The 22,312-nt window shown below is 72.1% G+C and carries 22 protein-coding genes; 14 read left to right on the forward strand and 8 right to left on the reverse strand.

Annotation, left to right across the window (positions count from 1 at the left end; genetic code table 11):
* Nucleotides 1–133: 133 nt before the first annotated feature.
* Nucleotides 134–1,597: a Do family serine endopeptidase gene (locus F6X51_RS06255; RefSeq protein ID WP_150962365.1), complete on the forward strand. Its 1,464-nt coding sequence runs from the start codon at nt 134–136 to the stop codon at nt 1,595–1,597.
* A gap of 10 nt (nt 1,598–1,607) precedes the next feature.
* On the opposite strand, the gene htpX is transcribed toward F6X51_RS06255, so the two are convergent.
* On the reverse strand, nt 1,608–2,516 hold the full coding sequence (gene htpX / locus F6X51_RS06260) for a zinc metalloprotease HtpX (RefSeq protein ID WP_150962366.1): 909 nt from the start codon (nt 2,514–2,516) through the stop codon (nt 1,608–1,610).
* Nucleotides 2,517–2,654: 138 nt separating this feature from the next.
* On the opposite strand from htpX, the gene F6X51_RS06265 reads away from it, so the two are divergent.
* The 7 genes from F6X51_RS06265 to F6X51_RS06295 all read left to right on the forward strand — a co-directional run bounded on the left by F6X51_RS06265 (nt 2,655) and on the right by F6X51_RS06295 (nt 10,810).
* Nucleotides 2,655–3,968 carry a replication-associated recombination protein A gene (locus F6X51_RS06265; protein WP_150962367.1) on the forward strand — a complete coding sequence of 438 codons (1,314 nt, stop codon included), beginning with the start codon at nt 2,655–2,657 and terminating at the stop codon, nt 3,966–3,968.
* 292 nt (nt 3,969–4,260) lie between these two features.
* Nucleotides 4,261–5,508 (forward strand): Hsp70 family protein, encoded by a 1,248-nt coding sequence (locus tag F6X51_RS06270; protein ID WP_150962368.1) that lies wholly within the window; start codon nt 4,261–4,263, stop codon nt 5,506–5,508.
* 72 nt (nt 5,509–5,580) lie between these two features.
* Nucleotides 5,581–7,017 carry an RluA family pseudouridine synthase gene (locus F6X51_RS06275; RefSeq protein ID WP_150962369.1) on the forward strand — a complete coding sequence of 479 codons (1,437 nt, stop codon included), beginning with the start codon at nt 5,581–5,583 and terminating at the stop codon, nt 7,015–7,017.
* Nucleotides 7,018–7,136: 119 nt separating this feature from the next.
* Nucleotides 7,137–7,586 carry a hypothetical protein gene (locus tag F6X51_RS06280; RefSeq protein WP_246696645.1) on the forward strand — a complete coding sequence of 150 codons (450 nt, stop codon included), beginning with the start codon at nt 7,137–7,139 and terminating at the stop codon, nt 7,584–7,586.
* Between the two features lie 22 nt (nt 7,587–7,608).
* Nucleotides 7,609–8,307: an HAD-IA family hydrolase gene (locus F6X51_RS06285; protein WP_150962370.1), complete on the forward strand. Its 699-nt coding sequence runs from the start codon at nt 7,609–7,611 to the stop codon at nt 8,305–8,307.
* Nucleotides 8,308–8,352: 45 nt separating this feature from the next.
* Nucleotides 8,353–9,147: an ATP12 family chaperone protein gene (locus F6X51_RS06290; protein WP_150962571.1), complete on the forward strand. Its 795-nt coding sequence runs from the start codon at nt 8,353–8,355 to the stop codon at nt 9,145–9,147.
* Between the two features lie 130 nt (nt 9,148–9,277).
* On the forward strand, nt 9,278–10,810 hold the full coding sequence (locus F6X51_RS06295) for an acyl-CoA carboxylase subunit beta (protein ID WP_150962371.1): 1,533 nt from the start codon (nt 9,278–9,280) through the stop codon (nt 10,808–10,810).
* Between the two features lie 70 nt (nt 10,811–10,880).
* Here F6X51_RS06295 and F6X51_RS06300 read toward each other — a convergent pair whose 3' ends face one another.
* The 5 genes from F6X51_RS06300 to F6X51_RS06320 form a co-directional block, all read right to left on the reverse strand.
* Nucleotides 10,881–11,204 carry a hypothetical protein gene (locus tag F6X51_RS06300; RefSeq protein ID WP_150962372.1) on the reverse strand — a complete coding sequence of 108 codons (324 nt, stop codon included), beginning with the start codon at nt 11,202–11,204 and terminating at the stop codon, nt 10,881–10,883.
* A gap of 209 nt (nt 11,205–11,413) precedes the next feature.
* Nucleotides 11,414–11,854, reverse strand: coding sequence for an ABC transporter ATPase (locus F6X51_RS06305; RefSeq protein ID WP_150962373.1), 441 nt, complete (start codon nt 11,852–11,854; stop codon nt 11,414–11,416).
* Nucleotides 11,855–11,925: 71 nt separating this feature from the next.
* Entirely contained in the window at nt 11,926–12,861 is a 936-nt protein-coding gene (locus F6X51_RS06310; RefSeq protein WP_150962374.1) for a metallophosphoesterase, read from the reverse strand.
* 161 nt (nt 12,862–13,022) lie between these two features.
* On the reverse strand, nt 13,023–13,238 hold the full coding sequence (locus F6X51_RS06315; RefSeq protein ID WP_150962375.1) for a hypothetical protein: 216 nt from the start codon (nt 13,236–13,238) through the stop codon (nt 13,023–13,025).
* 246 nt (nt 13,239–13,484) lie between these two features.
* Nucleotides 13,485–14,882 carry an aminotransferase gene (locus F6X51_RS06320; RefSeq protein WP_150962376.1) on the reverse strand — a complete coding sequence of 466 codons (1,398 nt, stop codon included), beginning with the start codon at nt 14,880–14,882 and terminating at the stop codon, nt 13,485–13,487.
* A 124-nt stretch (nt 14,883–15,006) separates the two neighbouring features.
* Here F6X51_RS06320 and F6X51_RS06325 point away from each other — a divergent pair, with 124 nt between their 5' ends.
* The 5 genes from F6X51_RS06325 (at nt 15,007) to greA (ending at nt 19,486) form a co-directional block, all read left to right on the forward strand.
* The gene (locus F6X51_RS06325; RefSeq protein ID WP_150962572.1) at nt 15,007–15,543 is read left to right on the forward strand and encodes a hypothetical protein; all 537 of its coding nucleotides are present in this window, start codon (nt 15,007–15,009) and stop codon (nt 15,541–15,543) included.
* A 230-nt stretch (nt 15,544–15,773) separates the two neighbouring features.
* Nucleotides 15,774–16,940, forward strand: coding sequence for a cell wall hydrolase (locus tag F6X51_RS06330; RefSeq protein ID WP_246696663.1), 1,167 nt, complete (start codon nt 15,774–15,776; stop codon nt 16,938–16,940).
* A gap of 358 nt (nt 16,941–17,298) precedes the next feature.
* Complete coding sequence (locus F6X51_RS06335) at nt 17,299–17,892, forward strand: hypothetical protein (protein WP_150962377.1); 594 nt, start codon at nt 17,299–17,301, stop codon at nt 17,890–17,892.
* Between the two features lie 95 nt (nt 17,893–17,987).
* On the forward strand, nt 17,988–18,974 hold the full coding sequence (acuI, locus tag F6X51_RS06340) for an acrylyl-CoA reductase (NADPH) (protein ID WP_150962378.1): 987 nt from the start codon (nt 17,988–17,990) through the stop codon (nt 18,972–18,974).
* 50 nt (nt 18,975–19,024) lie between these two features.
* Complete coding sequence (gene greA, locus F6X51_RS06345) at nt 19,025–19,486, forward strand: transcription elongation factor GreA (RefSeq protein ID WP_150962379.1); 462 nt, start codon at nt 19,025–19,027, stop codon at nt 19,484–19,486.
* Here greA and F6X51_RS06350 read toward each other — a convergent pair.
* Nucleotides 19,479–20,366: a LysR family transcriptional regulator gene (locus F6X51_RS06350; RefSeq protein WP_150962380.1), complete on the reverse strand. Its 888-nt coding sequence runs from the start codon at nt 20,364–20,366 to the stop codon at nt 19,479–19,481. The two genes, greA and F6X51_RS06350, sit on opposite strands and share 8 nt — an antisense overlap.
* Before the next feature lie 150 nt (nt 20,367–20,516).
* On the opposite strand from F6X51_RS06350, the gene wrbA reads away from it, so the two are divergent.
* Complete coding sequence (gene wrbA, locus F6X51_RS06355) at nt 20,517–21,116, forward strand: NAD(P)H:quinone oxidoreductase (protein WP_150962381.1); 600 nt, start codon at nt 20,517–20,519, stop codon at nt 21,114–21,116.
* A 130-nt stretch (nt 21,117–21,246) separates the two neighbouring features.
* Here wrbA and F6X51_RS06360 read toward each other — a convergent pair whose 3' ends face one another.
* On the reverse strand, nt 21,247–22,251 hold the full coding sequence (locus F6X51_RS06360; RefSeq protein ID WP_150962574.1) for an L-threonylcarbamoyladenylate synthase: 1,005 nt from the start codon (nt 22,249–22,251) through the stop codon (nt 21,247–21,249).
* Nucleotides 22,252–22,312: the final 61 nt, after the last annotated feature.

The raw sequence follows: 22,312 nt of genomic DNA on the forward strand, positions 1-22,312 counted from the left end.
CCGGCCTTTGGACTCTCGCGCGCCGCATTTTGCGGCGCTACATAGCGTCGGACAGTCCGGCGCCTGGCCCCGGCCGCCGCGCGCGGCCGGACGAGCCGTGCCCCGGGCGAGACTGATCTTCCGGGAGCCCTGCATGCCACGTTCGCCCTATCCGCTCGCCCTGAGCGCCGCGGCCGCGTTCCTTCTCGCCGCCGGCCCCGCGCCGGCGCAGATGATGAAGTCGCCCGATGCCGCGCCCTCCAAGGCGGTGCCGCAGGGCCGGAGCGAGGTGCAGCTCTCCTTCGCGCCCGTCGTGAAGCGGGCGGCGCCCTCCGTGGTCAACGTCTACGCCTCGCATGTCGACAAGCGCCCGAACGCCCGGACCAGCGCCATGGAGGAGTTCATGCGCCGCTTCTTCGGCGAGGACGGGCGCGGGCGCGGCGGCCCCGGCGGCATGCCGGGCGAGCGGGCGCAGAAATCCCTCGGCTCCGGCGTCATCGTCGACGAGAGCGGGCTCGTCATCACGAACAATCACGTCATCGACAACATGAACGAGGTCCGGGTCGCCCTGGCCGACCGGCGCGAGTTCGAGGCCAGCATCGTCCTGCGCGATCCCCGCACGGATCTCGCGGTGATCAAGATCAAGACCCCCAATGCCGGCATCGTGCCGATGCCGTTCGGGGATTCGGACCATCTCGAGGTCGGCGACTTCGTGATGGCGATCGGCAACCCCTTCGGGGTCGGCCAGACGGTGACGCAGGGCATCGTCTCGGCCCTGGCGCGCACGCAGGTCGGCTCTTCCGATTACCAGTTCTTCATCCAGACCGACGCGGCCATCAACCCGGGCAATTCCGGCGGGGCGCTCGTCGACCTGCAGGGCAACCTCGTGGGCATCAACACGGCGATCTACTCGCAGTCCGGCGGCAGCCACGGCATCGGCTTCGCGGTCCCGGCCAGCATGGTCAAGGCCGTGGTCGAGACCGCCAAGAACGGCGCCACCACGGTGCGCCGCCCCTGGCTCGGCGCCCGGGTGCAGAGCGTCACGCCCGACATCGCCGAGAGCATGGGCCTCGACCGGCCGACCGGCGTCCTGGTGGCGAGCCTTCAGGCCAAGAGCCCGGCCGAGGAGGCGGGGCTGAAGCGCGGCGACCTGATCCTCAGCGTCGACGGGCAGAGCGTCGATGACCCGGAGGCCTTCGGCTACCGCTTCGCCCTCAAGGGCATCGCCGGCCAGACCAAGTTCGGCATCCTGCGCGGCACCGGCCGCTCCACCGTCGCGGTCAAGCTCGGGCCCGCCCCCGAGACGCGCCCGCGCGACGTCCTGAAGGTGCGCACCCGCTCCCCCTTCCTCGGCGCCACCCTGATCAACACCTCCCCGGCGGTGGCCGAGGAGATGCAGGTGGATTTCCCGAGCGAGGGCGTCGCCGTGCAGGCGGTGGAGGAGGGTTCCATCGCCAACCGCGCCGGCCTGCAGAAGGGAGATCTGATCGTCGCCATCAACGGCGTGCCGATCAGCACCACCAAGGATCTCGAGAAGGTCACCCGCAACACGCTGAACATGTGGGAGGTCTCGATCAACCGCGGCGGCGAGGTGCTGACCTCGGTCTTCGGCGGCTGAGGGACGTCGCTCAGCCCCACGGCCCGGGGCGGGGCCCCGGAGAGCGCGCATCCGTGAAGCCTCCGCGGCGGGCTCCCACGCCCATCTCGGCCGCGAGTTGCTGCAGGGCCGCGATGCGGTTGCGCGTGGCCGGGTGGGTCGAGAACAGCGCGTCGATGCCCCGCCCCGAGAGCGGGTTGACGATGAAGAGGGGCGCGGTGGCCGGGTGGCCCTCGGCCGCCGGGCTCGGGACCTGACGCACCGCAGATTCGATCCGCGCCAGCGCCCCCGCGAGGGCCAGCGGATCGCCGCTGATCAGGCCGCCCTCCCGGTCCGCCGCGTATTCCCGCGAGCGGCTGACGGCGAATTGCACGATCATCGCCGCGATGGGAGCGAGCATCGCGGTCGCGATCGCGACCAGGGGGTTCGGGCGCGCGTCGCCCCGGCCGCCGAAGACGAAGCCGAACTGCGCCAGGGTCGCGATGGCGCCCGCGAGGGTAGCCGAGACCGTCATGGTCAGGGTGTCCCGGTTCTTGATGTGGGCGAGCTCGTGCGCCATCACGCCCGCCACCTCGGCCCGGCCCAGATGCGCCAGGAGCCCCGTGGTCGCCGCCACCGCGGCGTTCCGCGGGTTGCGCCCGGTCGCGAAGGCGTTCGGCTGCGGGCTGTCGATCAGGTAGACGCGCGGCATCGGCAGGCCGGCGCGGTGGGCGAGGTCCCGCACCATGCCGACGAGCTCGGGGGCGCTGCGCAGGTCGACCTCCCGAGCATCGTGCGCCGCGAGCGCGAGGCGATCCGAGCGCCAATAGGCGTAGAGGTTCGTGAGCGCCGCGATCCCGAGGGCGACCGCCATCCCGCGCGGGCCGCCGAGGACGAGCCCGACGGCGCCGAACAGGGCGGTGAGCCCCGCGAGCAGCAGGGCGGTCTTCAGGACATTCATCGGCAACGCTCGGAACGGGACGGGCGAGACCCGGAAGATGGGGGGCGGCCGTGATGCCGTGAAGTGGGACGCGCCGGAACCTCTGGATCGCCGCGCACCGGGCTTGCGGAGCGGGCGGGGCGCGGTGTTGATGGCGGGATGTCTGACCTCTTCGCCTCAGCCCGGCTCGATGCCGAGGCGCCGCGCCCGCTCGCCGACCGGCTGCGCCCGCAGAATCTCGCGGAAATCGTCGGCCAGGAGCACCTCACCGGGCCGGACGGGGCGCTGACCCGCCTGCTCCGCTCGAAATCCCTCGGCTCCCTGGTGTTCTGGGGGCCGCCCGGCACCGGCAAGACCACGGTGGCGCGCCTCCTCGCCAACGAGACCAGCCTGCATTTCGAGCAGATCTCGGCGATCTTCTCCGGCATCCCGGACCTGCGGAAAGTGTTCGATGCCGCCCGCAAGCGACGCGCCACGGGGCAGGGGACCCTGCTGTTCGTGGACGAGATCCACCGCTTCAACCGGGCCCAGCTCGATGCCTTCCTGCCCGTGATGGAGGACGGCACGGTCACGCTCGTCGGGGCGACCACCGAGAACCCTTCCTTCGAGCTCAACGCGGCGCTCCTCTCGCGCGCCCGAGTGCTCCTGTTCCGCGCCCTCGACGACGCGGCCATCGCCAAGCTCCTGGTGCGGGCCGAGGCCCTGACCGAGCAGCCGCTCCCCCTCGACGAGGAGGCCCGCGGCGTGCTGGTGCGGATGGCGGACGGGGACGGGCGCGCCGCCCTGACCCTCGCCGAGGAGGTCTGGCGCTCGGCCGGTCCCGGCGAGACCATCGGGGCCGAGACCCTGCAGGCGATCATCCAGCGCCGCGCCCCGATCTACGACAAGGCGCAGGAGGGCCACTACAACCTCATCAGCGCCCTGCACAAGACCGTGCGCGGCTCGGACCCCGACGCGGCCCTCTACTATCTCTGCCGCATGCTCGACGGCGGCGAGGACCGGCTCTTCATCGCGCGCCGGCTCGTCAGGATGGCGGTGGAGGATATCGGGCTCGCCGACCCGCAGGCGCTCGTGATCGCCAACGCCGCCAAGGACGCCTTCGATTTCCTGGGCAGCCCCGAGGGCGAGCTGGCACTCGCGCAGGCGACGATCTACCTCGCCTGCGCGCCGAAATCGAACGCGGCCTACAACGCCTACAAGGCCGCCACCCGGATCGCCAAGGAGCACGGCTCTCTGGCGCCCCCGCGCACCATCCTCAACGCCCCCACGAAGCTGATGAAGCGCATGGGCTACGGCGAGGGCTACCGCTACGACCACGACGAGCCGGACGCGTTCTCGGGCCAGGATTACTGGCCGGAGCGCCTCGGCCGCCAGCACTTCTACGCGCCGACCGACCGGGGCATGGAGACCCGCTACGCCGACCGCCTCGCCCATTGGGAGCGGCTGCGGCGCGAGCGGCGCGGCGAGGCGTGAACCGGCCCGGGACATCCTCCGGAGGGGCCTCGCGGGCGTCCGCACCGTCCGGGCCTGCCTCGTCCTCCTCGGCGTGAGCTGGTGGCTCGGCCACAGCCTCGCTTACCGCCCGGCGAGCCTCGGCGGCCTCGCGGCCCGTGGCGGCCCTCGCGCTCGTCCTCGGGCCGCGCTGCTGGCTCGCGATCCGGCCCGGGCCTTGCTGCCGCGTTTGTCACTGGACCGCGGGGCGCGGAGCCGGTAGGGGAGCCGCCCCCCGACCCCTGTTGACGACCTCCCCGGAGACACGGACCCGATGGCGGCCTGCGGCCTCGATTTCGGCACCTCGAACACGACCCTCGGCCGGATCCGGCACGGGCGCCCGGACCTCGTCGCCCTGGAGGGCGCCGACGTGACGATCCCGAGCGCGATCTTCTTCGCGCCGGGCCGGACGCCGGAGGTGGGGCGCGCGGCGATGTCGGCCTATGTCGAGGGCGTGCCGGGGCGTCTGATGCGCAGCCTGAAATCCGTGCTCGGCTCGAGCCTCCTCGAGGAGACCACTCCGGTCGGGCGCGAACGCATCCGCTTCCGGGACGTCATCGCCCGCTACCTCGCCGCCGTGAAGGCGCGGGCGGAGACGGAGGCCGGCGCGCATTTCGACACGGTGGTGCACGGGCGCCCGGTCCATTTCGTCGACGGCGATCCGGACGGCGACCGCAAGGCCGAGGCGGCACTCGCCGAGATCGCGCGCGGCATCGGTTTCCGCCACGTCTCGTTCCAGTACGAGCCCATCGCGGCGGCCCTCGATTACGAGCAGCGCGTGCGCACCGAGGAGATCGCCCTCATCGCCGATATCGGCGGCGGCACCTCGGACTTCTCGATCGTGCGGCTCTCGCCCGAGGGGCACGCCCGCGCGGACCGGGCCGGCGACATCCTGGCCAATGACGGCGTGCGCATCGGCGGCACCGATTTCGACCGGATGCTCAGCCTCGGCACGGTGATGCCGCTGCTCGGTCTCGGCAGCCCGATGAGGCGGGCCGACCTCGCGGTGCCCAACGCCTATTTCCACGACCTCGCCACGTGGTCGAGCATCAACCGCCTGTACAATCCGAAGACCCTGCGGGAGATCGAGGAGACCCGCCGCGACGCGAGCCGCCCCGATCTGATCGACCGGCTCTACAGGGTGGTGGAGGCCGAGCGCGGCCACAGCCTCGCCATGGCGGTGGAGGGCGCCAAGATCGAAACCTCCGAATCGGGCACGGCGCGGATCGATCTCGGCTGGATGGAGCCGGACCTCGCCGCCGAGATCGACCGGCCCCGCCTCGTCGCGCAGACCGGCGACCTCGCCCGGCGCGTGGCCGCGCGGATCGGGCGCTGCCTGGCGCAGGCGGGGATCGGGGCCGGGGACATCGACGCCCTGTTCCTCACCGGCGGCTCGACGGGCCTGCCGCACGTGCGCGCCGCGCTCACCGCCTGCGTGCCGGGGGCGCGCGTCGTCGAGGGCGACACCTTCGGCTCCGTCGGCACCGGCCTGACCCTCGAGGCGGCGCGCCGGGCGGCCTGAGCCCGCGCATGCCGGGCAGCCATCCGCCCCGGGCGAATTGTCGCCGGGGCGGGCGGGTGCTAGCAGCGAGCCATGACCAGCAAGCCTCCACATCGCGGCGGATCGAAGGGCGGATCCCGGCCGCCCGGCCCGGGCGGGAAGCCTGGGGGCCGCGGCGCGCGGCCGGGCGGGGCGGGCAAGCCCAGGTTCGGCTCGGGAGCCCGCCCGGAGCGCGCCCGCACCGGGCCGCGTACCAGCGCCCTCGAGGCGGCGCAGCGCGCGGCGCGGATCCGCGGCGACGACGGCGCCGAGCGCGCGCCCTGGGAGCGCGGCGACACGGCCGCGGACGCTCCGCCGGCCCGTCCCCCGCGCAGCCGCACGGCGAAGCCCCCGGCCGCCGGACCCTCGGGGTCGAGGCCCGCGAGCCGGCGCGCGGAGGAGGGCGGTGCCCGCCGGGCCCCCTCGCGGGAGCCGGCGCCGACCGAGGGCCCGACCCGGCGCCAGCAGCGCGCGGCAGCCTCCGCCACCCTCGCCAGCGGAGTGCAGACCCTGACGGTCGAGGCGGACGAAGCCGGCATGCGCATCGACCGCTTCCTCACCGCCCGCTTCCCGCAGCTGCCCTTCGCCCGGGTGCAGAGCATCGTGCGCAAGGGGGAGCTGCGCGTCGACGGCAAGCGCGCCAAGCCGAACGACCGGCTCGAGCCCGGCATGAACGTGCGGGTCCCCCCGCTCAAGCTCGACCAGCCGACGGAGCGCCCCCGGAACACCGCCCGGGAGGCGGGCGATGCCGAGTTCCTGCGCGCGCTGATCCTTTACGAGGACGCCGACATGATGGTGCTGAACAAGCCCTTCGGCCTCGCCGTCCAGGGGGGCTCCGGCACGGTGCGCCACGTGGACGGCCTGCTCGAGGCCCTGACCGGGCCGGACGGCCAGAAGCCGCGCCTCGTCCACCGCCTCGACAAGGATACGGCCGGCTGCCTGATCGTGGCCAAGACCCGGCTCGCCGCCGCGACCCTGGCCAAGAGCTTCCGTTCGCGCGCCGCGCGCAAGATCTACTGGGCGCTGACGGCCGGCGTGCCGCGGGTGCGCCAGGGCCGCGTCTCGACCTACCTCGCCAAGGAGGAGCCGACGGATGCGGATGCGCGGATGCGCGTCGCCAAGCACGGCGAGGAGGGCGCGAGCCACGCGCTGACCTATTACGCCATGGTCGACCAGGTGGCGCAGAAGCTGTCCTGGCTCTCGTTCAAGCCCGTGACGGGCCGGACGCACCAGCTCCGCGCCCACGCGGCCCATATCGGCCACCCGATCGTCGGCGACCCCAAATACTTCTCGGTGGAGAACTGGGAATTGCCCGGCGGCATCCAGAACCGGCTGCACCTCCTCGCCCGCCGGATCGTGATCCCGCATCCGCGCACGGGCCAGCCCATCGACGTGACGGCGCCTCTGCCGCCCCACATGGCGCAGAGCTGGAACCTCCTCGGCTTCGACGCCACCCGCTACGACCCGATCGTCGACGCGCCGGAAGCCTGACGACGCATGCCGCACGCGTGACCGCGCGGCGCCTTGGCAAGACGGGCGCACGCCTTATTCTCAGCCCGGCGCGCGTGGCGCCCGGCGCGACAGACCGTGATTCAGCGAGACCCGATCCCATGAAGCTTGCGACGCTGGCCTGCCTCACCGTCCTGAGCCTCGTCGGATCGGCGGCGCCACGGGTCGCCGTGGCCGCGCAGCCGACCCTGCAGCCGTCGGCGGCGCCCGCGCGGTCCGCCCCCCAGCAGACCCCAGCACCGCAGCCGGCGGCCCAGAATGCCGCCAAGCCCGCCCAGGCCCCGCGGGCCGGGGAGCGTCGCCGACGCAACTCGTACGCGTATTGCAATCGCAACTCGCAGCAGCGGGGCCTGCGCGGCGGGGCCCGGCGGCGCTTCCTGATTCGCTGCCGCCTCGGCTACGAGCGCAACCGGGCGCCCTCGGCGACCCAGCCCGCCCAGCAGCAGACGCCGCCGCCGCAGGGGGCGGCTCCGCAGGGCAGCGCAGCCCCGAATCCCGGCCAGCCCCCGACGCAGCAGCCCGCCGCTGCGCCGCCGGCGCGCCGACCGTGAGGCGGCTCCGCCGCGCGCGGCCGTGAAGCTCGTTGTCTTCGACGTCGATGGGACCCTCGTCGACAGCCAGCACCTCATCGTGGCCGCGCAGGGCACGGCCTTCGCCGAGCACGGGCTCGCGCCGCCGAGCCGTACGGTGGCGCTCTCGGTCGTCGGCCTGTCGCTGCCGCAGGCGTTCCGGCGCCTCGTCGGCGAGGACGGGCCGATCGCGACGCTCTCGGAGAGCTACAAGCGCGCCTTCAACGCGCTCCGCCTCGACCCGAACTACGAGGAGCCCCTGTTCCCGGGCATGTCCGATCTCATCGTGCGGCTTCACGCGCGCGACGACATCCGCCTCGGGATCGCCACGGGCAAGTCGCGGCGCGGCGTCGACCACCTGATCGCCGCCAACGGCTGGGAGGGCTGGTTCTCCACCACGCAGACCGCCGACGACGCGCCCTCGAAGCCGGACCCGGCGATGCTGCTGCAGGCCATGGCGGAGACCGGGATCGGCCCCGACCGCACCGTGATGATCGGCGATACCAGCTTCGACATGGCGATGGCGGTGAGCGCAGGCGCGGCGGCGATCGGGGTCGCCTGGGGCTATCATCCGCCCGGCGCCCTGTTCGGCGCGGGCGCCGTCACGGTGGTGGAGACGGCCGCGGCCCTCGGCGACCTGTTCTCCGGGCCGCTCGCTAAGCCCGAGGCCGCGCCCCTCGCCGACGACCTAAGGCAAGGCTGACGCGCCGCCCTCGCAGGATGGGCCGGGATGCATTATCTCGGCGCCATGAGCGACGACGTTACCAAGGACTGGCTCGGCGAGCCCTCCGAAGCCCAAAAGCCCGACCCCCTCCGGGCCGCGCGCAGCCACGGCAAGCCGGTCCTGCCGAAGCGCTTCTACAAGGAGGCCGGCTTCGCCGAAGGGACGGAGGGCTTCCGCCTCACCCTCGACGGCCGCCAGGCCAACACGCCGGCCCGCAACCCCCTGGCGGTTCCGACCCGCGGCCTCGCCGGAATCCTGGCAGCCGAATGGGGGGCGCAGGGCGCGGCGATCGATCCCGCGCAGATGCCGGTGACCCGCCTCGTCAACACCGCGATCGACGGCGTCGCCCCCCGCCGCGAGGCGGTGGTGGAGGATCTCGCGGCCTACGCGGGCACCGACCTCGTCGCCTACCGGGCCGCCTCGCCCGAGCGCCTCGTCGCCGCGCAGGGCGAGGCCTGGGACCCCGTGCTCGACTGGGCCCGCGAGTCCTTCCGTGCCCGCCTGATCCTCAGCGAGGGCGTGATGCACGTGACCCAGCCCGAGGAGACCGTGCGGGCCCTGCGCGACGCCATCGCGGCGGCCGAGGGGCCGTTCCGGCTGGCCGCCCTCCACACCATGACAACGCTGACGGGCTCGCTCCTGATCGCGCTGGCGGTACTGCACGGGCGCCTCGACCCGGAGGCGGCCTGGGCCGCCGCGCACGTGGACGAGACCTACCAGGCGAGCGTCTGGGGCCGGGATGCCGAGGCCGAGGCGCGCCTCGCCCTGCGCAAGGCCGAGTTCGAGGCCGCCGCACGCGTGGCGGCGCTCGCCGGATAAGGTGCGGGGGCGGGGCGCGAACAGCGTTTTCGCCGACGAAACTCTCGTGCTAAGGGGCCTGATCCCGGCAACCGCCAAGCCCGCGGTTTGCGGAAATTCTGTATTCAATTCAGTCCGAGGCCGTGACTTCATGAAGGATATTCTCGAAAAGCTCGAGGATCGGCGCGCGCAGGCCCGTCTCGGCGGCGGCGAGAACCGCGTCGTCGCCCAGCACAAGCGCGGCAAGCTCACGGCGCGCGAGCGCATCGAACTCCTGCTCGACCACGGGTCGTTTGAGGAATTCGACATGTTCGTGCAGCACCGCTCAAGCGATTTCGGGATGGAGAAGCAGAAGATCCCGGGCGACGGCGTCGTCACGGGCTGGGGCACCATCAACGGGCGCACCGTCTTCCTGTTCTCGAAGGACTTCACGGTGTTCGGCGGCTCGCTCTCCGAGGCGCACGCGCAGAAGATCGTCAAGGTCCAGGACATGGCGCTGAAGATGCGCGCGCCGATCATCGGCATCTTCGATGCCGGCGGGGCCCGGATCCAGGAGGGCGTGGCGGCGCTCGGCGGCTACGGCGAGGTGTTCAAGCGCAACGTCGCGGCGTCCGGCGTCATTCCGCAGATCTCCGTGATCATGGGGCCGTGCGCGGGCGGCGACGTCTACTCGCCGGCGATGACCGACTTCATCTTCATGGTGCGCGACACGAGCTACATGTTCGTGACCGGGCCCGACGTGGTGAAGACCGTCACCAACGAGGTGGTCACCGCGGAGGAACTCGGCGGCGCCAAGGTCCACACCTCGAAATCCTCGATCGCCGACGGCTCCTTCGAGAACGACGTCGAGGCGATCCTGCAGATCCGCCGCCTCCTCGACTTCCTGCCCGCCAACAACATCGACGGCGTGCCGGAGATCGAGAGCTTCGACGACGTCAACCGGCTCGACAAGGGCCTCGACACCCTGATTCCCGACAACCCGAACAAGCCCTACGACATGGGCGAGTTGATCCGCCGGGTGACGGACGAGGGCGACTTCTTCGAGATCCAGGCGGCCTACGCCCGCAACATCATCACGGGCTTCGGCCGGATCGAGGGCCGGACCGTCGGCTTCGTGGCGAACCAGCCCCTGGTGCTCGCCGGCGTGCTCGATTCGGACGCGTCCCGGAAGGCCGCCCGCTTCGTGCGCTTCTGCGATGCCTTCTCGATCCCGATCGTCACCTTCGTGGACGTGCCGGGCTTCCTGCCCGGGACCGCGCAGGAATATGGCGGCCTGATCAAGCACGGCGCCAAGCTCCTGTTCGCCTACAGCCAGGCGACGGTTCCCCTCGTCACCATCATCACCCGCAAGGCGTTCGGCGGCGCCTACGACGTGATGGCCTCCAAGCATGTCGGCGCCGACCTCAACTACGCCTGGCCGACGGCCCAGATCGCCGTGATGGGTGCCAAGGGCGCGGTCGAGATCATCTTCCGTTCCGAGATCGGCGATGCGGAGAAGATCGCGGCGCGCACGAGCGAGTACGAGGACCGCTTCCTCTCGCCCTTCGTGGCCGCCGAGCGCGGCTACATCGACGAGGTGATCATGCCCCACTCGACCCGCAAGCGGATCGCGCGGGCGCTCGGCATGCTGCGCACCAAGGAGATGGAGCAGCCCTGGAAAAAGCACGACAACATCCCGCTCTGAGCGGGACGCGACGCCGGCATCGGCGAGAGGCCGCGCATGGTCTTGCGCGGCCCGACTCGGCGCGGCCTTCCTACCGGGGCGCGAAGATCGTGATGTTGGAGTTGATCTGGTAGGCGGCGGCCGGCTCCGTGTTGACGAAGCGCAGGCGCACCGGGCTCTCGCCGAGGGCCGCGCCGAAGCTCGGCGTCACGGCGATCGGGAAGCAGCGGTCGAGGGCGTCGACGGCCGCCCGCTCGTAGGCCTCGCGGGCGTCCCGGTCCCCTTCGAGGCTGCGGGCGGTGACGAGCGGCTTGCCGCGCAGCGCCCCCGTCTTCGTCAGTCCGAACCGGAACGCGATGGTCGAGCCCTCGGTGCCCGCCGGAACCTGCCAGCACGCGGCCAGGGCCTTGCGCATCTCCGCCCAATTGTTGATGGGGCTCCGCGCCGCGGCCGGCGCCGTCTCGGGCTTCTGCGGCTCCCCGCCGGGACTGCTTTGTGCGGTGGTCTCCCGGGCCTCCCCGGACACCGGGCCGAGCGCCACTGACAGGAGTGCCAGGAGCAAGGTTGCCGGGAGCAGCGCCGTCTTGAGCCGCGCGAGCGGCGAGACGGCGGGCGACGGCGGAATCAGCTCTTCTCGCTGTGCTCTGAGACCGCGCATAGGGTGAGGGGCCCTTTCCCCGAATTCGTGACCGAGCAGGTGATGCGGGCGCCGCCCGCATCGACGTTGCTGTGGCGCAGGCGTGCGGCCGCATCCCGGGCGGCGTGGGCGGCCTTCTCGATCGTCGCCGCGTCGATCCCCGTCACGACGTGGCCGGCCCGGCCGAACAGCCGGTAGTAGGAATCCGGCGGCGTCTCGCCGCGGAACTGCGCGCCGACCGAGGAGGGCTCGCCGCAGGCGAGGGTCAGCGAGGTGTCGGATGCGAGGGAGAAGTTCGCGAAGTCGAGGCTGCGGTTGCCGACCTCCGCCCGGGTCTCGGCCGCGACCCGGTCGATCAGGTCGCCGCAGGGATCCGCGAGCGCCGGCGTGGCTGTCGTCAGGAGGATGGCCGTCAGGATCGTGCGCATGCCGGCAAGCTAGCGCGCCTCGCGGCAAGGACCATGCGCACGCGGGCGGACATCGCGCCGCGCCGGGCGCCTCAGGCCGGGCGATCGGGGCCCGCGGCCAGTCGCGGCGGCGCGCCGAGCTCCAGCAGCACGATCTCGGGGGGGACACCGAAGCGCACCGGCACCCGGCTGACGCCGAAGCCGCCGGACACGATCATATGGCGCCCGTCCTTGACGATATGCCCATAGGCGAAGTCGTTGGCGCGTCGCGAGGGGATCACCGGCGAGTACCCGAAGATGCGGATCTGCCCTCCGTGGGTGTGGCCCGCCAGCGTCAGGCTGACGCGGTCCGGCACCCGCAGGAAGATGTCGGGCTCGTGCACCATGAGCAGCACGGGGGCGTCGTCCGCGACCTTGGCGAGGGTGCCGGGCAGGTCGTCGCGGCCCCGGTGGTCGCCCCAGAGGACGAAGGGCTCCTGGTCGCCCAGGCCAGCGACCCAGAACGGCAACCCGTCCTTGGTCAGCCGCAGGACGTCGTTCTCCATCACCGGGATGCCGACGGCTTCGAGCTCGCGCTGCGCCTCGCAGGGGCCGCTGCGGGTGCGCTGGGCTACCCGGTCGTCCCACCAATCGTGGTTGCCGAGGATCGCGTGCACGCCGAGCGGAGCCTTGAGGGGCCGCACCACCCGGGCGAAGTCCGAGAGGGGCACGCGCCGGCGCACGACGCTCGGCCCCCCGGGATAGTCCCCGAGCATCAGGATCAGGTCGGGCCGGAGCGCGTTCGTGGTGTCGACGATCTCGGCGATGCGGTCGAGGGGCATGTAGGGCTCGCCGACATGGAAATCGGCGAGCACGGCCACGCGCAGCGAGAGGCCGGGCGTCCAACCGGGCAGCGCAGGGGCGTAGCGCGTCACCACGAGGCGGTGCAGCGGCTCGATGTCGAAGGCGTAGACGCCCGTCGAGACTGCGAGCGCCCCCGCACCGCCGAGCCCGGCCAGGAACTGCCGACGGCTCGGCAGAATCAGCATGCGATGGTCCCCCTGGGCGCCGGATCGGAGATGCATGCCGTGACCGCCGAGTATGACGGTTTGACGGCGCGCCTGCGGGGTGGCTCCGCCCGGAGCTTAGGCACGATGCCTCAGCCGATCCTTGAACCGGTGCGGCGGGATCGCGAGCGGGAGGATGCGCGTCAGAGGACGGGCGCGTCCTCGTGCAGCAATTCCAGGATGCCGCGCCGCTCGCCCGCCCGGGTCTCGCGCTTCTGGATGGCGGGGGCCTTCATCCGGACTGCGGCGGCGAGCGCCGGCAGGGCGACGGGGCGGAAATGCTCGCGATCCTGACCCAGATCCGTGTGACGGCGTCCGGTGTCGGTCGCCGCGGCCGGGGTCTCGCTGGAGGGGTACATGGGAGGTGTCCTGTCTGATGACCTGGGACGGCCGGAGCTCGGCCTGAGGGAATGTCCAGCCGCGATCACGATGCGGCCCGCGGGAGAGCGGGACCTCAGAGCACAAAGTCCCGTCCGCCCGTCCCATATTTGCGGTCGATCAAGCTGAACGCCGGATTAAGAAATCGGCAAAGCTTACTATTTTGCCGCGAAGTGTCGGAAACCGCTCGACTGCATTTCGCGGCCGGGCGATCCGCCCGGCGCGATCTACCGGGCCGGCACCGGCACGGCCTCGAGACCCTCCGCGGCGATCCAGGCCGCGGTGCGGTCGAGCGCCCGCGCGAGACGGTCGAACAGGGTGTCGATCTCGTCCGGCTGGATCACGAGCGGTGGGCAGACCGCGATCCGGTCGCCCGCGAGGAAGCGCACGATCAGCCCCTCCGCCTGGGCGAAGGCGACGCAGCGCGCGGCGACGCCGGCCTTCGGATCGAACTGGGCCTTGCTCGCCCTGTCGGCCACGATCTCGATGCCGCCGATCAGGCCGAGGCCCCGCGCCTCGCCGACGAGGGGATGCCCGCGCAGCTGCGCGAGGCGGGCCTGGAAAAGCGGGGCCTTCCCGGCGACGCCCTCGACGATGCGGTCGCGCCGGTAGATCTCCAGGGTCTTGAGGGCCACCGCGCAGGCGACGGGATGGCCGGAATAGGTGGTCCCGTGGCCGAACGTGCCGAGCTTCCGACTCTCGGCGAGCAGCGCCTCGTAGAGGGGCTCGTCGATCGAGACGCCGCCGAGGGGCATGTAGCCCGAGGTGACGGCCTTGGCGAAGGAGATCGTGTCCGGGCGCATGTCGAGCGCCTCGCTGCCGAACCAGGTGCCGAGGCGGCCGAAGCCGCAGATCACCTCGTCGGCGATGAAGCGGATGTCGTAGCGGTCGAGCACCGCCTGGACCTTCGCGAAATAGCCGGCCGGCGGGGTGATGGCGCCGCCTGCACCCATCACGGGCTCGGCCACGAAGGCCGCCACCGTCTCGGGATCCTCCCGCAGGATCAGCGCCTCGAGCTCGTCGGCGAGGCGGCTCGAGAAGGCCTCCTCGGTCTCTCCCGGCTCGGCGAACCGGTAATGGTGCGGGCAGGCGGTGTGCAGGAACCCCGGCAGCGGCAAATCCCAGTCGGCGTGGTTGGCCGGCAGGCCCGTCATCGAGGCGGTGACGACGGTCACGCCGTGATAGCCCCGCTGGCGGGCGATGATCTTCTTCTTGCGGGGGCGGCCCAGCGCGTTGTTCATGTACCAGGCGAGCTTGACCTGGGTGTCGTTCGCCTCTGAGCCCGAGGAGGTGAAGAACACCTTCGAGGTCGGCACCGGCATCAGCTCCTTCAGGGCCTCGGCGAGCTCGATCGCCGGATCGTGGCTGCGGCCCGAGAACAGGTGCGCGAAGGGCAGGCGCGAGAGCTGCTCGGTGGCAGCCGCGACGAGTTCCTCGTTCGAGTAGCCGAGGGCCGTGCACCACAGGCCCGCCATGCCCTCGAGATAGGGCCGTCCATCCGTATCGTAGACCCAGACGCCGTGGCCGCGCTCCAGCACGAGCGGGCCGGTCTCGCGGAACGTCGCGAGGTTGGTGTAGGGATGCACGAGGGTTTCGACGTCGCGGGCCGCGAGGTTCGAGAGCATGAAGCCTTCCGGGGTCGGAGCGGGGAGGTCCGCCACACTACCGGCGCGATGCCGCCCTAGAAACCCGGCCGACGCGCGGCGACCCGACGCCCCGTTGCAAACCTCGGTGAAGTTCAGCCTCGCGATGCTCGATCCTGCAACCATCGTGGCCCACCCGGCGCCGGGCCGGTCCTGCGGAACCTGCACCCTGTGCTGCAAGGTCTACGACGTGCCGGCGGTGGAGAGCGTCGCGGGTCAGTGGTGTCGCCACACCCGGCAGGGCCGCGGCTGCGCCATCCACGCGACCCGGCCCGACCATTGCCGCGCCTTCCACTGCCTCTGGATGACGGAGGCGTGGCTCGGGCCGGAATGGAAGCCCGAGCGGGCCAAGATGGTGCTCAGCCTCGATCCGGTCTCGCGCCACATGAACGTGCAGGTCGATCCCGGCCAGCCGAACGCGTGGCGCCGCGAGCCCTATTACGGCCAGCTGAAGCGCTGGGCCGTGGCCTCCCTGCCGCAGAAGCGCCACGTCCTCGTCTACCTCAATACCGCGACCACCGTCGTCCTGCCGGACCGCGACGTGCCCCTCGGGGTATTCGAGCCGGGCGACCGCCTCGTCGCCCGGGAGCGGATGACGCTGACGGGTCCGGTCATCGACGTCGAGAAGGTACGGGCCGCCTGAGCCCCGGTCGGACCACCGGTTGGCACAACCTGTGACAGGTGCCGAACCGCACAGCTTAACCAGCCCGCAACCATACCGAGCGATAACCAGGAACCGGCCCCGTCGCCTCCGCAATGCGCGGCGACGGTGACCGGGCGTGGCATTCGGGTACGGGTCGGTTCGGCGTGGGTACGAGACGAGTTCGACGCGGATCGAGCCTGCACTGGCTCGGCACCGCCTTCACCCCCTGGGTGGCCGGAATGGGGCTTCTCGTCTCCTTCACGGCGACGGCCGGCACCGAGAGCGCCATCGGGTCGAGCATCATGCCCGAGCGCGACGCCCGGATCGTCCCGGCGCTTCCGCCCGGCACCGCGCTCATCGGTAGCACCGGCCTGCATGACGGCGCCGCGACGCTGCTGGCCATCGGCCGGGCCGACGGGCCCGTCGCGGCGACGCGCATCGGCGAGGAGCCGCTCCGCGCCGAGCTCAAGCCCCAGGCCCGCGTCTTCCCGGTGGTGCAGCGGGCTGGCAAGGGGGGCGCCGCCCTCTCGCCCGGCCCGAGCTTCGCGCGCAGCGCCGGCACGCTCCGCGAGAGCGGAACGGCCCTGGTCTTCGCCAACCTCACGAACTCGGTCAGCGGCGTCCTGACGCCCGGCGCCGCGACCTGGAACCCCGAGCTCGAGCCGGATCTCGGCTTCGTGCCCGTTCCCGATCTCGGCCTGACCACGGGGCCGGGCAGCGCCCCCTCCACCGGTGAGGCGGTCGCCGACCGCACCCCCGAGGAGCGCCATGACGGCTCGACGCCCGCGATCCCCCGCGCCGTGGCCCTGTCCTCGACGACCCCGGCGCCCGCCGACGCGATCCCGATCGAGGTCGCGGCCGCGAGCCTCGCCCTGCCGGGCTTCTCCCTGCGCGGCGACCGCGCCGAGCCGGCCGCCCCCGAGACGGCCCCCGAGACAACCGTCGAGAGCGCGCGCCACCGCTACGCCGACCTGATCGAGCCCGACGCGATGGATCGCGAGCAGCGCTGCCTCGCGGAGGCCGTCTATTTCGAGGCCCGCAGCGAGCCCGAGGACGGCCAGGCGGCCGTCGCCCAGGTGGTGCTCAACCGCGTGAAGAGCGGCCTCTATCCGGCCAATGTCTGCGGCGTCGTCTACCAGAACCGGCACCGCTACATGGGCTGCCAGTTCTCCTTCGCCTGCGAGGGCAAGTCGCTGCGGATCACCGATGCGGGGTCCTGGCAGACCGCCACCCGCATCGCCAGCTCCGTGATCGAGGGCCGCACCTACCTGAGCGAGGTCGGCAACGCGACCCACTATCACGCCGACTACGTGCGCCCGACCTGGTCGCGCCGGCTGAAGAAGATGGACGTGATCGGACGGCACATCTTCTACCAGCTGAAGCGCGGCCAGACCTGAGCCCGAGCGGTCCCGGCCGTCCTCATCCAGAATATCGCCGACTTCCCGCCCCGCGCCTCGGATCCCTGATCCAGGCGCCCGCCGGATCGCCTGCGCACGGGCACAAACGGCCAGCATCCACCACTCTCGCGCCGACCGTTCGCGCGACTCCGCAGTTAACCCTAACAACGTTGCCGCACTCATCCACAGCTCTGCTTAAGTACCGCAGTCGCTGCGTAGTCCTAATCATGGGTTAATTTTACCCTGCTGGGCAAATGATCTTGCTCAGACTGCAACTTGACGGCCTCTAGTACGTCGAGATGTGCGCAGCCCCCGCGCCACATCACGTCGTCCTGCTACTTCAGCCCGAGGAACCGTCATGACCGCGCCGGTCACCCGTCTCACGCTCCTGCTCGCCGCGCTCGCCGGCGCCGCCGCCCTCGCCCCCGCCGCGCAGGCCGGCGGCTGCTACGGCGCGGAATGCTACCGCCGCGTCTCCACCCCGCCGGTCTTCGACACGGTCTCGGAGAACGTGCTGGTGCGCCCCCCCCGCACGATCTACCGCACCACGCCGCCGATCTACGACACGGTGTCGGAGCGCGTGCTCGTGTCACCGGGCGGCCGCTTCTGGCAGACGCGGCGCGGGCCCTACGGCGAGCTGATCGGCTGCTGGGTCACGACGCCGCCGCGCTACGCGATGCAGGCGCGCCGTGTCCTGGTGCAGCCCGGCCAGACCATCCCCGAGACCCTGCCGCCGGAATACGCGAGCGTGAGCCGCCGCGTGCTGGTGCAGCCCGCGCGCTCCGGCTGGGTGCCGGTGGGCTACGGCGGCCCCGGCTACGGCCCCAGCCCGGGCCCGGGCGGCCCGCTCGTTGGCTCGATCCCCGACGCGTTCGGCATCACCGGGGCCAGCTCGGCCGATATCGGCGTCGGCCTCGGCTTCTCGCGCGGCAGCATCTACGACGGCTACTGAGAGCGCTCCGGCGGCCGGTCCGACCGGCGCAAGGCTTGATCCGGCCCGCCGCCGCCACAGGTCGCCTCACGGGCGATCTGCGGCGGGAGGCGGGCATGGCGACGTTCAAGGCCTGGGTGATCGACCAGGAGGAGGGCGGGCAGCGCCTCGCCTTCCGGGATTTCGACGAATCCGGCCTGATGCCGGGCGACGTCACGGTGCGGATCACGCACTCGACGCTGAACTACAAGGACGGCCTCGCACTGACCGGCCGCGCCCCGATCGTGCGCCGCTTCCCGATGATCCCGGGGATCGATTTCGCCGGGATCGTCGAGACCTCCGGGCATCCCGACTACGCGGTCGGCGACGCGGTGATCCTCACCGGCTGGGGTGTCGGGGAGACGCATCTCGGTGCCTATGCGGAGAAGGCCCGCGTACCGGGTGACTGGCTGGTGCCGCTGCCCGCCGGGCTCAGCGCGGAGGAGTGCATGGCGATCGGCACCGCCGGCTTCACCGCCATGCTGGGCCTCATGGCCCTCGACCATCACGGGCTCAGCCCGGAGGCCGGGCCGGCCGTCGTCACCGGTGCCTCGGGCGGCGTCGGCTCGGTGGCGGTGGCGCTCCTGGCACGGACCGGATGGCGCGTCGTCGCGGCAACGGGCCGGGCGGCGGAAACCGCCTACCTGCGCGGCCTCGGCGCGGCCGAGATCATCGACCGGTCCGAGCTGTCCGGACCGGCGCGGCCGCTTGCCCGGGAGCGCTGGGCCGCCGGGATCGACGCGGTCGGCTCCACGACCCTCGCGAATCTCCTGGCGATGACGCGGGCGGACGGCGCCATTGCGGCCTGCGGCCTCGTGCAGGGGATGGACCTGCCGACCTCCGTCGCCCCCTTCATCCTGCGCGGTGTCTCGCTCCTCGGGATCAACAGCGTCACCACACCCCGGCCGAAGCGCCGCGAAGCCTGGAAGCGGCTCGCGGGGAGCCTCGACGGCGCGCAGCTCACGGCGATGACCACGCGGGTGCGGCTGGAGGACGTCCGGGATCTCGCGGAGGAAATCCTCGCGGGACGGGTTCGCGGGCGCGTCGTGGTGGAAATAGCCTGAGGCTCCGCTGCGGCGCGGAACCTGAACGGTTCCGCCGCATTGCGTTTTTTATGAGCATTGCATTCGTTCGCGAGCGCGAAGGCGGAGAAGCCTTCGAGGACTTGCCCGATCGCCCGATTTCGCCCCATCCCAACTTCGTGACGCCGGAGGGCTTCGCGCAGATCGAGGCGGAGGTGAAGCGGCTCCAGGCCGAGGCCAGCGCGGTCGACCACGACCGCAAGGCCGACAGCGCCCGCATCGCCCGTGACCTCCACTACTGGACCGCCCGGCTCGGCACCGCGCAGCTCGTGGAGCGGGTCGAGGGCGACACCGTGCATTTCGGCTCGACCGTCACGATCCTGCGCGAGGAGGCGTCGCGCCAGACCTTCCGCATCGTTGGCGAGGACGAGGCGGACCCCGCCAAGGGGTCGATCTCCTACGTGGCGCCGCTCGCCCGGGCTCTCACCGGCAAGAGCATCGGCGATGTCGTCGAGGTGAACGGCCACGAGGCCGAGATCACCGACATCAGGTAGCCGCGCGCGCGCTCCGTCCCTCGAAGAGCGCCCGGCGCGCACTCATCTCGCCGCCGATGAAGTCCATGAACGCCCGCACCCGCGGGGCGTGGCGCAGGTCCGGATGCGTCAGGAGCCACAGGGTGCTCGCCAGGTCCGGTGCGGGCTCGGTCAGGCGCATCAGCGCCGGGCTGAGGTCGCCCTGCAGGCAGGGCAGCGGCCCGATACCGATGCCGGCCTCGATCGCTTCGGCCAAGCCAAGCACCGTGTTCAGCTGCAGGACGATCCGGTCGCGCCCGGCGCGCATGCGCACGAACCGGGCATGCGCGCCGCCCGCCACCGCCTCGCTCGGCGAGACCCACAGCCTGTTCTCGAGCCCCGGGCCGTCCGCCTCGCGCCCGTAGACCGCCCAGGCGATCCGGGCGAGGCGGCGCCCGATCAGGGTCGGGGGCGGGTTGTCGCTCGCACGGATCGCCACGTCGGCGTCGCGCCGTGACAGGTTCAGCGCCTCCTCGGAGACGATCACGTCGAGGCGGATGAGCGGATAGGCTTGCGCGAAGCGGCCGAGCATCGGCACCAGCACGCCCGAGACGAAGCTCGCCGCCGTGGTGATGCGCAGTTCCCCCGCCGGGGTCTGGGCCTGGCCCGCCACCTCGCGCGTGAAGCGCGCCACGTCTTCGTCCATGCGGCTGGCCGCCGCCAGCATGGCGGTGCCGGCAGACGTCGGCACGTAGCCGGACCGGTGGCGCTCGAACAGGCGGGCATCGAGCCCCGCCTCGATGGCGGCGAGGCGGCGGAAGGCGGTCGAATGGTTGATGCCGAGATGCTCGGCCGCGGCGGTCAGGCCGCCGCGATCCGCAATGGCCTTGACCAGACGGAAGTCATCCCAGACGAGCGCCATCGAACCTGCTCTGCGCCCATCAAACCTTGCAGATGCGCAAGGACGCTCTTGCACACCAGGGCATTTCAGCAAAGCCCGCGATGCACGATATCGCGGCGAGGCAACCACGGTCGGGCGGAAAGCCCGGCCACCCGGCGAGGAGTTTGGACGATGGCGAAGGTTCTGGTGCTCTACTACTCGTCCTGGGGCCATGTGGAGCAGATGGCGCGGGCGGTGGCTGACGGCGCACGCGAGGCCGGTGCCGAGGTCAGCGTGAAACGGGTGCCGGAACTGGTGCCGGAGGAAGTGGCCAAGCAGTTCCACTACAAGCTCGACCAGTCCGCGCCGATCGCGGATCCGGGCGAACTCGGGGAGTACGACGCGATCATCTTCGGCACGCCGACCCGCTACGGCAACATGGCGGCGCAGATGAAGCAGTTCCTCGACCAGACCGGCGGGCTCTGGGCCCAGGGCAAGCTCGTCGGCAAGGTCGGCTCGGCCTTCACCTCGACGGCATCCCAGCACGGCGGGCAGGAGACCACCCTGACGAGCTTCCACACGGTGATGCTCCATCACGGCATGGTGATCGTCGGCCTGCCCTACTCCTTCCCGGGCCAGAACGGCGTCGAGGCCGTCAAGGGCGGCACGCCCTACGGCGCCACGACGATCGCGGATGGCGACGGGAGCCGCCAGCCCTCGCCGGTCGAGTTGGAGGGTGCCCGCTTCCAGGGCCGCCACGTCGCCGAGATCGCCGCGAAGCTCGCCGGCTGAGGCGAACAAGAAAAAAGGCTCGGATCACTCCGAGCCTTGGAAGGGAAAAGGCCATTGGGGGCTGAACTGGCCTTCGTGAACCATCAACAAGCCACTCTCCGGATCGGTTCCGGCGCGCGGCGAAAAAAGTTCAGCGCGGCGCCGCGGCCCGCCGCAGGCGGTCGTTGATCGCCTCGCCGAGCCCGACATCCGGGATCGGTCCCACGGCGATCACGGCTGCGCCCGACGCATCGAGACGGCGCAGGGCCGCGAACAAACCTGCCGCCGCCTCGGCGAGATCCGCGCCCGGACTGAGATCGATCACGGCTGCCGCGGTTGCCGCGCCCTCGGGCCGGTCGCCGCCGAACAGCAGTGCTGCCTCGCCCGGCTCGATCCGGCGGGCTTCGAGGCGCACTCGGGCCCGGGGCGCGTAATGTGAGGCGAGGAGCCCGGGACCGACCGGCTGCGCCGCATCCTCCGCACCGGCCTCGGCCAAGAGTGTCCCGAGTACCCGGCACAGATCCTCGCGCGTGACCCCGCCCGGACGCAGCAGGCGCGGTACGCCCTGGATGCAGGCCACCACCGTCGATTCGACGCCGACCGAAGTCGGCCCGCCGTCGAGGATCGCGGCGATGCGCCCGTCGAGGTCGGCGAGGACATGCTCGGGCAGGGTGGGGCTGACGCGCCCGGACCGATTCGCGGAGGGGCCGGCCACCGGCCGGCCGACGCGCCGCAGGAGGTCCTGGGCGAGGGGGCTCGCGGGCACCCGCAGGGCGAGGCTCGGCAGACCGGCGCGGGCGAGGTCGCAGACGCGCGTCTCGGCGGTCGCCGGCACCACCAGGGTGAGGGGACCGGGCCAGAACGCTTCGGCAAGCCGCTCCGCCGCCGCGTCGAAGGCCCCCTGGCGCCGGGCGGAGGCGCGGTCGGGCAGGTGCGCGATCAGGGGATTGAAGCTCGGGCGCTCCTTGGCGGCGAAGATGCGCGCCACGGCGGCCGCATCGGTGGCGTCCGCCCCGAGCCCGTAGACCGTCTCGGTCGGGAACGCGACGAGGCGCCCGGCGGCGAGGAGGCCCGCGGCCTCCGCGATGCCGGCCGGATCGGCGCGCAGGCGCCGCGTCGCCTCAGGCCCAGGCGCGGACGCCGGCGCCGCGGGCATTGACCCGGGATCGTTCATATATAAACTATCTCCGATCGTGACGGGACGCGCCCTTCGGGCG

It is taken from the genome of Methylobacterium planeticum (assembly GCF_008806345.1).
GTDB lineage: Bacteria > Pseudomonadota > Alphaproteobacteria > Rhizobiales > Beijerinckiaceae > Methylobacterium > Methylobacterium planeticum.